Here is a 12,102-nt window from a genome sequence, read left to right on the forward strand (position 1 = left end):
ATCCTTTCACCAGTAGAGGGTTTCGCCGACGTAGATCAGGTTGGGGTTACCGGACCGGTAGCCTCTGATCTGCGAGACGCTGACGCCGTTGGCGGCCGCGATCGTGCCCAGTGTCTCCCCTGCCCTGACGGTGTGGCGTCGCGTGGTGGACGTGGTGGTCTTGGACGCGCCGCGGTAGGTGACGGTCTGGCCGGGGTAGATGCGGTTGATGTTGCCGCTGGGCACGCTCCACGCGGTGACCGGGTAGAGGCCGGTGCGCTGGGCGATCGCGCTCATGGTGTCGCCGGCGCGGACGGTCACGCTCGTCGAGCCGGACGAGCCGGACGACGTGGAACCGCTGGAGGCTAGGAGCTGGTTGACGCGGGCCTGTACCTCGTCGAAGCGGCTGCCGAGCAGCGTCTTGCGCTGTGGCATGTTGCCGTATTCGCCGCGGATGACGGCGCGGGCGAGGGTGTCCGTGTCGCCGGTCGGGGTCGAGGGCTTGGGTTCCGACGGGGTGACGGTCGGCGGGGTGACGGGCTTGGTGTCGGCCTGTCCGGCGTACTTGGCCCATGTGACAGCGTCGCCGTAGAACCAGTTGACGTCCACAGCCTGACCGACGCCGGCGACGTTGCCGCTGCTGGAGTACTGCCATGCGGCGGCGAAGCTCCACGGGCTGACGTTGTAGGGCACGTTGCCGGGGTTGCGCAGGCGGTCGCCGGTGTAGCCTCTCGGGTAGCCGGCGACCCACAGGCCGTAGTCGGCCGAGGCGACGGCCCTCCAGTCGCCGGACTGGACGACCGACGCGCTCATGTAGATCATGGGCTTCACGCCCCACGCGGAGGCGACGCGGTCGAGCCATCGCTTGGCCCACCATGTCTGCGTGTTCCACTTGCCGCCCGGCTCCCAGTCGAGCACGGGGATGACGCCCTGATTCACATAGCCCTTGGTCTGACTGATGAACCAGTCGGCTTCCTTCTCCGGGCTGTTGCCGAGGTCGGGGCGGGCGAAGTGGTAGACGCCGCGGCGGATGCCGGCGTTGGCGAAGCCGGTCATGGAGCAGTCGGCGGACTTGTCGGTGTAGCCGGCGCCCTCGGTGACCTTGACGAACGCGAACGACGTGCCCGCGGCCTTCGCGGATTGGGCGCGGCTGGTGTTGACGCAGCCCTGCCAGTTGGACACGTCCACGCCGCTGTCGGCGGTCGCGATCGCCGGGGTCGCGAGCATGATCGTGGCGCAGCATGCCGCGGTGAGCTTGGCGATGGGGTTGCCTTTGTTGTGGTTCAAAGGGGTTTCCTTCCTACTAAGTGAGCCCGCCGGTTTGGCGGGCTCGGGTCTCTTCATTCGTTGCTCGCGGGGATTTTCGCGTGTTGGATGTAGTCGTTCATGGCGGTGCCGGTGCCGTTGCCGCCGAGGGCGGCGTAGGCGTCGTAGATCTGTTCGGCGGTGTGCTTGTCGTCGATCGGGCAGGCGCCGCGGGCGACGGTTTCCTGCTGTATCTGCTGCAATTCCCGGAACAGCAGGATGCGGATGCCGTCGCGCATGGGATTATGCGAGTCGACTTTGTTCAGCAGCCACGGGATGAAGGCGCCGAAGCCGCCGGAACCGATGATGGCGACGACGACGGTGATGGTGGAGGGGTCTGACATGGGTTTCCTTTCTCGATTCGGTCGCAGAGCTCCAGATAGAGCGCGTCCATCGATCGTTGTGAGCGGCGGGCGTCGAGATGGTCCAGCGAACCGCGCCATGAGGCGTAGGAGCTGCGGAAGGTGACCATGCTCATGCGCCCCTCCATGACTTGGCGGGCGAGTTTCTTGAGCTTGCGGCGTTCCCTGACGATGGCCTTGCGCGAGGGCCTGACGACGATGCGCCCGGTGTCGGTGATCGTCCACTTCTTCTTGAGCCATGTGAAGCCGTGGCCGAGTTTGACGATCTTGGTCTTGCGGGGGTTGATGCGGATGCCGAGTCGCAGGGCTTCGGCCTCGATGTGCGTTAGGGCGCGTTCGAGGCGTGGTTTGTCGTGGTCGATCACATACGTGTCGTCCATGTACCGGCCGCAGGCTTCGCAGCCGGATTGCTGTTCGAGCCAATGGTCGAGCCGGTTGGGATAGGCCACGGCGAACACCTGCGAGGGTTCCGAGCCGAGGCCGAGGCCGTGGGTGCCGTCCTCGCGGTCGACGAGCTGGGTGATGAGGCGCATGGTGCGCGGGTCCGTGATGTACGTCGAGGCTTGTCGGATGACGCCCTCATGGGGTATCGAACCGAAGTAGTCACTGAAGTCGACTAGGAGTATCCAGCCGTCCCGCCCGTGTTTCCGGTAGTGGCGGACGAGCTGGCGTTTGAGCCGGTCCATCGCGTACTTGGTGCCCCTGCCCTTCATGTTCGCCGAGTTGCCGGCCGTGAAGGACGGGCTGTAGACGGGGCGGATGAGCTGGGTGGTGAGGGCCTTCTGGACGACCTTCTCGGGGAACTTGGCGGCTTGGATGTGCCGGAGCTTGCCGCGTTCCATGAGGTCGAACCTGCGGAGCGGCATGGTGACGTCCTCCACTGCGGCGAGCTTGTCGCGGGTCGCCAGAAGCTGGCGCATGAGGTGGGTTTCGTAGGCCTGCGTGCCGGTCTTCCATCGGACGCCCTTGGCCGCGTCGTGCGCGGCTCGATGGAGGACGTTGAGGTCGAGGATGCGGTCATACGAGTGCTCCGCCCGTCGGGCTTCGCGATGGGCTTGGCGTTTGGCGTCGCGACGGCGTCGTCTCGCCTCGCGCCGGTCCTGATTGGACATATATGGGCTTTCCTGAAATGGGGGCACCCGGCGCCACCTCTGTGCGCCGTCGGGGTCAGGTGGCGTAGGCGCGTGGGCATGGAGCCGGTTCGACGGCGAGCGGCAGTGTCCGGCCATGCACGACAGCGGGTTGCCCCGCGCCGTCCGGGTGCTTGTTCACGCTCGGCCCCATAGGGGCTTCGCGATGGTTGACGGCCCCTTCAACAAAGAATCCCGCTGCGTTCGCTTTCGCTACTTGGACTGGGGCCGACCGGGGTCGGTTGGTGAATCAGGGCAGGGCAGCGCCGTTCGTGTTGTTGGCGTTGTTGTTGTTCGCGGTGCCGTCCGTGTTGACGTTGGGCACGTTGTTCGTGTTGCCGGAGTTGGCAGAACGTTACTGGCCGTCAACCAAGATCATGAGGGGAGGAAGCCCTTGTCGCGCGCGGTCTTCCTGTCCGCGGCCATGCGGTTGCGGAGCAGCAGTTTCTCGCGTTCGAGACGGCCGATGGCGTGGTCGAACCTGTTGAGGTCGGCGTTGTCCCAGATCGCTTTTATCAGGGCCATGTCGTCCTCCAGCACGTCGCACCAGCCGACGGCGTCCATGAGATGCCGGCGTCGCAGCTCGTAGGCCTGCCGGTCGGTCGGGTAGACGTCGCGGGCGTGGATGACCGATCGGACGAGCGCGTGCGCGTCCTTCACCGTAGGCAGTGCCAAGGTGAAGCGCATGCTCTTGGGCACGATCTTCTCGCTGCCCATGAGGCGGATGATCTCGACGCGGATGTCCGTGGCGAGCACCTGCCATTCGAGTGGGCTTGTCTTGCGTTTGCCGACCGGCACGCTCATAGGGGTTTCCTCCAGTGGATGGCCCCGCGCTAGGGCGCGGGGCGTGGACGGCTAACCTGTCGGTTAGCCGAGGTTGAAGCAGGGCAGGGCAGCGCCGTACGCGATGTTGGCGTAGTTGACGTTCGCGGTGCCGTCCGTGTAGACGATGGGCACGTAGTTCGTGCGGCCGGAGCCGGCAGAACGTAGCCAGTACCAGTTATTGGCGCCGGTGCGCTTGCGGTTGGCGTCGCTACGGGATAGGACGACGTAGGCGTTGTTCGGCGGGGTGCCGCCCGCGGTCTCGGCCGAGTAGTTCTTCTTGCCGAACGCTTCCCATTCGCTGGGCGGGAAGACCTTGGACACGACGCCGCTGCGCTGGCCGCTGTAGTTGGTGAACGGCACCTTGAGGCCCACGATGCTGTTCTTGACCGCGGTGGGCAGGCTGTTGTAGAAGGTGCCTTCCATCCACTTCTTGAGGTCGGAATTACCCCAGTCGTTGGAGTTGCTGGAGGCGTAGGCCATCGCGGTCGGGAAGAGCTTGTCCGGCACGAACGTGAAGTGGTGTTTGCCGTTGGTCGCGTCGCCGCTGATGTAGTACTGATCGCGGCCGTTGCACACGTACTTGTACGTGGTGCCGCCGGCGGTGACGTTGAAGTAGTCGCCGGGGATGATCGCGTTGATGTTCGCGTCGCCGGCCTTGGCGATGGCGGCGACCATTTCGGCGGGCGTGGCCTTGCCGGTGTCGTCGAACGGGGTCCAGCCCTCCAAGAGCTCGACGCCGGCCTTGATTTCCTTGCCGACGTAGGTGCCTGCCTTGGCCTTGGCGAGGTTGTCGGTGTAGTACTTGACCTTCTCGTCGTCGGTGGGGCCGGTCTGGATGGACGTGACGGCGACGGTGGCCTTGACGGTCGGGTCGCTCTTGGAAGCGCCCGTGATGGTCGCCTCGCCGCCCTTGAGGTAGCTGATCGTGTACGTGGTGCCGGACTTGAGAGCCACACTGGCGATCGTCGGGGCGCTGGAGGTGACGACGAGGGTCTTGTCGGTCGCGTTCGTCGGCGCGACAGTGAAGGTGACATCGACGGACGTCTTGGTGTCGCCTTGGACGGTGGGCTTGTCGACGGTGATCGCGGTGACGGGGACGCGCACGGTGATGGTGAGCTTGGCCGTCGCGGCGGGGTTGCTCTTGGAGGTCACGGTGACGATGGCGGTGCCGCCGTCCGTGCCTTCCTTGGCGGCCACGGTGTACGTGTTGCCGGCGCCCTTGGTGAGGGTGACGAGGTCGGGCTTGTCGACGGCGACGGTGAACCGCTTGTTGCTGGCGGTGTCCGGGGCGATGGTGACGGTGAAGTCGGTCGATTCGCCGGTCTTCAGTGTGGCGGCGGTCTTGCTTAGGGTGACGCCGGTGACTGGTACGGCGGGTTTGAACGAGCCGTAGAGGGTTTGGATGACTACCATCAGTTCTCCTTCATGGTTGCGATGCGGATGGTGATTGGTCCGTCGGGTTCGTTGGTGCAGATCATGCGCAGCGAGCCGTCGGGGACGTCGGGGTTGTCGGTGTGGTCCTGAATGACGGGGTTGGCGTTGATGTAGGTCTCGACGTTGTCCACGCTGGTGGTGGCCGGGCTGACGAGGTTCACGGCCTGTAGGCCTTGGATGGCTTTGGTGGCGGTGAGGTTGTCGTCGAAGTCGGCGACGGCGAAGGTGGCGTTGATGATGTGGGCGCCGCCGAGGGCGGTGAGTTTGTTGTCCACGATTTTGACGGTGGTGTCGTCCACTTGGACGCCGATGCCGTCGGCGGACACGTTCACAGCCTTGCCGGGGGCCGGTTTGGCGGTGACGACGCCGTCGGTGACGGTGATGCCGTTGCCGGCGGTGACGGTGGCGTTCGAGCCGTCGGCGCCGCGGGGGATGCCGAAGTCGAAGGTGACGTCGCCGTTGCCGTCGGTGGTGCCGGTGACGGTGACCTTGCTTCCGGGGTCGAGGGTGGTGACGGTGCCGATCTTGACGAGGGGCGTGTGGCCGTCCGCGCCTTCGAGGTTGCTCATGACGAACTTGAGGGTGCGGTCGGTGGGTGTGCCGCCGGCTTCGACGTGGACGTCCGGGGTTCCGGTGCCGGGTGTGTATTCGAGGGTGATCGATGAGATGGCGGCGGTGTTCTCGCCTCGTTCGCCCTGCGGGATGTCGAACGTGGCGTGGTAGGTGTTGCCGGTCTTGGTCAGGGCCACATTGGCCTTGGTGCCGGGCGCGACGGTGTTGGTTTGGTCGACGACGAGGCCGAAGCCGTCCACGGCGGCCTTCGCTTCGGCGGCGCTTGCTGCGGCGGCGTCCTGCGATGCCTTGGCGGCGGTCTTGGATGCGGTGGCGCTGTCGGCGGCTTGGGTCGCGGTGGTGGCCGAGCTGGCGGCGTCGGTCGCGGATTCCTCGGCCTGATCGGCGTAGCGGCCGGCCTGTGCGTCGCTGGCGGCCGCCTGTGCGGCGGATTCGGTCGCCGCGGTCTCGCTGGCCTTGGCGTTCGTCTCGGAGGTCTTGGCCGCGGTCTCGCTCGTCTTGGCGTTGGTCTCGGAGACCTTGGCCGCCGCCGCGGAAGCCGCTGCGGCGTCCTCGCTCGCCTTGGCGGCGTTCTGCGAGGCGAGGGCCGCGGCGGCCGAGTCGGCCGCGTTGCTTGCGCTGGTGGCGACTGCGGCTTCCGAGGCCTTGGCGTTGGTCTCGCTCGTCTTGGCCGCGTCCTGCGAGGCCTTGGCGGCGTTCTGCGAGGCGAGGGCCGCGGCGGCGCTTGCTGCGGCCTCTTCCTTGCTGGTGCCGATGTCGGCGAGGTGCTGGGCGGCCAGTTTCTCGCTGTCGGCGGCGTTCGCGGCGGATACCTCGGCCTGATCTCGCGCGGCCTCGGCTCGGCGCACGGCTTCCTCGAACTCGCCGGCGGCGTCGCCCGAGGTGACCTTGAGGACGCCGGACTCGACGTAGAGCGTGAAGGGGCGGGTGACGACGGTGCTTTCGTTGGCCTTGCCATCATTCTGGGTGAACTGGAGGCCGAGCGTCTTCTTGCCGACCGATTGGATGGCGCTGGATGGGATGGGCGCCTCGAAGGTCGCGGTGGCCGCCCCGGCGACGGGGGTCATGGTGATGCGGTCGCCGAACACCTTCGGGTTGTCCGGTTCGGGGTCGTAGAGCAGTCGGGCGGTGATGCCCTCGGGGTCGACGTCCTTGCCGCCGTTGGTGAGGACGGCGCGGACGACTCGCCCGTTGCGGTCGCCGGTCACGGCCGCGATCTGCGGCATGTAGTCGGACGCGGTGTCGCAGCGCAGCGTGATGGCCTTGTAGTCGTTGAGCTTGTCTGCCATTGGTTTTCCTTTACTTCAGGGACAACGACGCCGATGGGACGGGGATGTCCATTTGGTCGTAGTCGGCTTGGGTCCACACCTTCTGTTCGCTCTCGTATTGGTCGAGCAACGTCTTGGCCCCGGCGGTGTCGCCGTCCACGAGCAGCCTGAGCACGTCATGGAGCTTGCCGAGCGGGATTTCCTCGATGCCGGCCGGCATGCTCGTGTAGGCGTCGGGGCTGTCGAGGTCGAGCCCGTCGTCGGCGAGCGCCATGAGGAGTGTGTCGAGGACGTTGGTGCTGGCGGTTGATGCGCTGGCGGCTTTGGTGACGGTGCCGACGCCGTCGGCGCTGACCATGACGTGGTAGTTGCTGTAGACGATGGCGCTGTAGTTGTTGGTGACGTCGATGCGGGCGTTGTGGCTTGGGGTGAGGAGTTGGATGCTGTTGTCGGTGGCGTAGACGTGGTATCCGTGGTTGCCTATTTCGATGCCTCTGACGTTGGCCCATCCTGAGTCGCTGGCGACGAGGTAGCTGTTGCCGGTGAGCAGCATGTAGCATGCGCTGGGGCTGATGCCGATGCACGGGTAGTCGTCGCCGCTGGCGGTGTGGATGACGGTGCTGCCGCTTTGCCCCTGCGGGTCGTTGCCGACTTCGAGGAACGGCTGGTTTCCGAGGGCGCTGGCGCGGAAGAGGCTTGAGTAGCTGGTGCTTCCGGCGATGGTGAAGAGTTCTCGGCCGCTGGAGACGAGTTTCATGGCGTTGCTGCCGCCTACGGTGAGGTAGTTGTTGTCGTCGGGGCCGATGGTGTTGCCTCTGAGGCTGACGTTGCCGTTGTAGTCGGTCATGGTGCCGGCGTCTCCGCCGCTGCCGGTGACGTGGAAGCCGCTGGCGTCGATGGTGGTGGTGGTCCATTTGCCGTCGACGTAGCCGCTGATGCGGATGGTGCCGTCGGTGATCTGGATGCCGCCGCCGCTCGTGAGGTCCCATGTGTTGCCGGCGCCGTCGGTGATGCGGCCTCGTTTGAGGATGACTTCGCCGGTGTTGAGGTTGATGCTGACGGTGTTGGCGTTGTTGTGGATGATGCCGCTGGTGAAGTTGATTTCGCCGGTGTCCAGATTGAAGTAGCTGCTGCCGCCTTGGATGATGCCGGTGACGATGGTGTCGGCGACGAGGCCGGCGCCGGTGCCCATCGTTCTCCAGTTCCATGTGCCGTCCGACTTGCGGCTGTTGGCGATGCGGAAGTAGCCGCCGCCGATCTGGATTGCCATCGTGGCGTCGCGGTCGCTGCCGTCGGCTCGGAGGGGCTTGTCGTAGACGATGATGCCCTCGTTGGGTTTCAGGTACGTGTAGCCGCCGGTCTGGTTCATTTTGCCGTTGAGGCCGTTGATGACGCCGTCCAAGTAGGGGCCGGTGAGGTTGGCGGCGTCGTCCCAGACGCCCGAATGGGACCATAGTTGCTGCACGGTGTTCTGGACCTGTTTGTTGGTCTTCGTGAAGCTGGGGGTCACGTTGCCGAAGGTCAGGGTGGTGCCGCTGGCGGACTCCAATAGGTCTTCCTCGATCTTGAGGACGCGGGCGGAGAGGCGCAGCGGGGTCGGGAAGAGCCGGTCGACGACTTGGATGGTGTCGCCGATGCCGATGCCCTTGACGCCCTGACCGGCCTGCTCCAATTGAATGCTGTTGATCTCGTAGGTGACCGACGGGGTGCTCCACTTGGTGAGCTGGGCCTTGCCCAAGCGCAACAGCGTGGCGGGGTCGTCGGAGTCGTATTCGATGAAGCCCTCGGAGGGGAGGATTTCACCGTTAGGCCCGGGACGCCCGTAGAGCTTCAGCAGGGCGGGGTCGGTGACGTCGATGTACTTCTTCCCACCGTTGACCGAATCGATGGAGACCTTGTCGTCGCTGGTGTTGCCGTCCGCGCCGATCTTGCTCTTGCCGTACACGTACAGGCGGGTTATCGGACGGCGGCTGTCGGTGGCTACCCTGACGCCGGTCAGGTCGCGCCCCCATTCGATGCGCCGGCCGAGCTCGTCGCCGGTCGAGGCCAGAAGGTTCACGGTCCGGTTCACGATGCGCGTGCCGGTCTCGTCCGGCTCGCAGGTTTCCTCGATCTCCAGATCGTAGGTGTTGGCGATCTGCTGGAGCATGTCGAGGGCGTTGGTCTGCGAGATGTCGAGGTCGGCGGTGTTCACGCCGTTGGATTCGACCTTGCCGACCTTGAAGCGGGTTTGGTTGAGGCAGTACGCGAGCGCGCCCTGTGCTCCCCCGTTGAGCTTGTACCGGTCGATGCCCTTGAGGGATAGTTCGTTGAGGATGGTGGGGGCGGTGACTTGCCAGTATGGTTTTCCGGCCGTGTCGTGGACTTGTTCGGGCACGCTTACGCTGTGCTCGCGCCAGATGCCGCTCTTGTCCCGGTAGGCGATGATGTCGCCCTGATCGACCGGGGTGCCGGTGGTGATGGTGAGGGTGTTGGTGCCGTCGGTGCCGAGCTCGCGCGACGCCTTGACGACGTCGTGGAGTTGGCCGTCGGCGATGGGCTGGCCCCATCGGTCCATGTGGAGGAAACGCATGGCAGTTCCTTAGATGAAGTAGAGGGGTTCGTATTCAATCCAGCCGTCGCACCCGGTGAGGGTGATGGTGGTCTGGGGGCTGGCGAGTTCGGGATAGTCGCTGTCCAAGGTCGGGGCGAGGGGCGTGCCGTCGAGCGTGGCGGTGCCCTGTTCGCTGTCGACGGCGAGCGCCCGGCCTGCCGCGAACGCGGTTTCCTGCGTGAAGCGCAGCGTGTTCGCCCCGTCGTTGACGCTGATCTCGGTGACGTTCTTGGTGGTCAGGTCGAGGGTGGGCATGGCGAGCCGGTTGCCCTTGATGCCGAGCTGGTTACGGCCCTCGTTGAGCGCGAGGCGTTCGCGGGGGCCGTGTTGGACGCTGTCGTCGGCGGACAGGGTGAGCGTGGTTCCGGTGCAGAGGTAGCGCATGCCTGGCAGTATGACGTCCTTCCATTCGCCGATCTGGAGGGTTCCGCGGTATTCGCCGTCCCACATGCGCTGCCACCAGATGCTCGTGCGCATGCCTTGGTATTCGCCGAGGCGTTGGCGGAGCTTGCGTTGGTCGAGTTCGTCGGCGGTCATGACGATGTCCACGGTGATGTCGCGGCCCTTGTCGTCGTAGGCCCGGCCTTTGCGGTCTCTCAGGGTTTGGTCCAAGAGGCCGTGTCGGCCGGGTATCGACGTGCGGGTGAGCCGTGGTTCGGCGGCTTCGACGGTGATGCCGTCGGGGCCGATGAAGCAGCTCCAGTAGGACAGGGGGTGTCCGCCGAGCAGTAGGCTGTCGTCTCCGGGGCGGTAGTTGAAGCGGCTCACAGTAGGGTCTCCATTTCCTGTAGTTCGCCGATGCGACGGTTGAACGCGGGCGCGAGGGCGAGCGCCGCCTCGCGTTCGTTGGTGTAGGTGATCACGAGCGGCAGCTTGCTCAATGCGGTGGTGAACGCGGCCTCAAGGTCGGCCTGTTGGCTTTCCTGCGGCGATGCCTGAACGTAGGCCGTGGCCGGAGTGTGTTGTGCGTATCCGGGCGGTGTGATGTCGGCTTCGAGCGGGTTGACGCTCGGCATCATGCCTTCGGCCGCGGTCTGAACGGTCGGGGCCATGTCAGCGAGGGCGTTGACCATACCCTGTCCGCTCATTTCGCCCACATAGTAGAACGCGGTGGACGGCGAGTGGATGCCGAGGAAGCTCTTGGCCGCGTCGAGCGCAGACGAGGCCATGTTCTTCACGGTGTTCACGACGTTGCCGATCATGCCCTTGATGCCGTTGATGAGGCCTTGGACGATGTTGCGGCCGGCGTTGAGCAGCCATGAGCCGGCGCCGGAGAACACACCTTGGATGCTGGACGGGATGGACTTGACGACGCCGAGCATGTTGCTGCCGGCGCTCTTGACAGCGCTGACCATGCCGTTCCATGCGTTCTGCACGGTGGTCTTGACGGCGTTCCACGCGGCGGTCCACATGCTCTTGATGCCGTTCATGACGCCGTCGATGGTGCTCTTGACACCGTTGGCGGCGCTGGTGACGAGGCTCTTGATGGCGTCCCACACGCTCTGCGCGACACTCTTGATGGCGTTCCAGATGGAGTCCCACACGCCCTTGATGGCGTTGAGCGCGTTGCTGATCGCGCTCTTGACGCCGTCGACGGCCGAGCCGATGAGCGATTTGATCGCGTCCCATATGGTCTGCGCCACGGCCTTGACCGCGTTCCATACGCTGCTCCACACGGTCTGGATGACGTTGAGGCCGGCCTGTAGGGCCGCCTGCAACGTGTTCCAAATGCCGGTGAAGTAGCTGGATATGGCCTGCCAGATGCCGGAGAACACCTGTTGGATACCCTGCCATGCCATGCTCCAGTCGCCGGAGAACACGCCGGTGAGGAACGTGATGACGCCTTGAAGCACGGTGATGACGCCTTGGATGACGCCGCTGATGGTCGTGACCATCGGCACGACGACGCTCACGATGCCTTGGATGATGCTCGTGACGATCGGCAGCAGGGCCGTGATCACGTTCACGATGGTCGTGATGACCGGCACGAGCATGCTGACGAGCGTGGTCACGATCATCGCGATGATCGGCACGAGCATGGTGATGGCCGTCACGATGGCGGTGATGACCGGCATGAGCGCGCTCACGACGGTGGTCACGAGCTGCACGATGACCGGCACCAATGCGGTGATGGCCGTCACGATGGTCGAGATGACCGGCATGAGCGCCGACACGAGGGTCGTGACGACCTGCATGATGGGCGGCACGAGCTGCACGACGGCCGAGATGATCTGCACGACCGCGGGCAGCAGCGACGCCAGAGCGCTCACGATCTGGCCGATGACCGGCACCAATGCGCTCACGAGCGTGGTCACGATCTGCATGACCGCGGGCAGCAGTTGCACGACGGCCGAGATGATCTGGCCTATGACCGGAACGAGCGCACTGACGAGCGTGGTCACGATCTGCATGATGGGCGGCACGAGCTGGGCCAGCATGCCGACGATGCTCGCTCCCAAAGGCACGAGGCTCGCCACGAGCTGGGCCAGCATGGGCGCGATCTGGGCCGCGGCCTGCGCGATCGTGTCCATGAGCAGGCGGATTGACGGCGCGCTCTGCTGCCCGACGGCCACGAGCGCTTCTCCGAGCTGGGCGAACGCCTGCGAGAGGGCAGGCAGTTGCGCGACGATCGG

The 12,102-nt window shown here is 65.4% G+C and carries 9 protein-coding genes; all 9 read right to left on the reverse strand.

Annotated features, from left to right (window positions below; translation table 11 throughout):
- Positions 1-6: 6 nt before the first annotated feature.
- On the reverse strand, positions 7-1,266 hold the full coding sequence (locus JS533_RS06565) for a GH25 family lysozyme (protein ID WP_241513637.1): 1,260 nt from the start codon (positions 1,264-1,266) through the stop codon (positions 7-9).
- 53 nt (positions 1,267-1,319) lie between these two features.
- Entirely contained in the window at positions 1,320-1,628 is a 309-nt protein-coding gene (locus JS533_RS06570) for a hypothetical protein (RefSeq protein WP_241513638.1), read from the reverse strand.
- Complete coding sequence (locus tag JS533_RS06575; protein WP_241513639.1) at positions 1,547-2,758, reverse strand: RNA-directed DNA polymerase; 1,212 nt, start codon at positions 2,756-2,758, stop codon at positions 1,547-1,549. Before JS533_RS06575 ends, JS533_RS06570 begins: the two co-directional genes overlap by 82 nt.
- 393 nt (positions 2,759-3,151) lie before the next feature.
- Positions 3,152-3,580, reverse strand: coding sequence for a hypothetical protein (locus JS533_RS06580; protein ID WP_241513640.1), 429 nt, complete (start codon positions 3,578-3,580; stop codon positions 3,152-3,154).
- A 63-nt stretch (positions 3,581-3,643) separates the two neighbouring features.
- Positions 3,644-5,014: a DUF6273 domain-containing protein gene (locus tag JS533_RS06585; protein ID WP_241513641.1), complete on the reverse strand. Its 1,371-nt coding sequence runs from the start codon at positions 5,012-5,014 to the stop codon at positions 3,644-3,646.
- The gene (locus JS533_RS06590) at positions 5,014-6,897 is read right to left on the reverse strand and encodes a hypothetical protein (RefSeq protein WP_241513642.1); all 1,884 of its coding nucleotides are present in this window, start codon (positions 6,895-6,897) and stop codon (positions 5,014-5,016) included. Before JS533_RS06590 ends, JS533_RS06585 begins: the two co-directional genes overlap by 1 nt.
- A gap of 10 nt (positions 6,898-6,907) precedes the next feature.
- Positions 6,908-9,448 carry a phage tail spike protein gene (locus tag JS533_RS06595; RefSeq protein WP_241513643.1) on the reverse strand — a complete coding sequence of 847 codons (2,541 nt, stop codon included), beginning with the start codon at positions 9,446-9,448 and terminating at the stop codon, positions 6,908-6,910.
- A gap of 9 nt (positions 9,449-9,457) precedes the next feature.
- Positions 9,458-10,237, reverse strand: a complete 780-nt coding sequence (locus JS533_RS06600) for a phage distal tail protein (RefSeq protein ID WP_241513644.1) — start codon at positions 10,235-10,237, stop codon at positions 9,458-9,460.
- Positions 10,234-12,102 (reverse strand): phage tail protein (locus JS533_RS06605; protein ID WP_241513645.1); only part of this gene is annotated, 1,869 nt, incomplete at its 5' end. The genes JS533_RS06600 and JS533_RS06605, both read right to left, overlap by 4 nt.

The organism is Bifidobacterium amazonense, from assembly GCF_018555435.2.
GTDB lineage: Bacteria > Actinomycetota > Actinomycetes > Actinomycetales > Bifidobacteriaceae > Bifidobacterium > Bifidobacterium amazonense.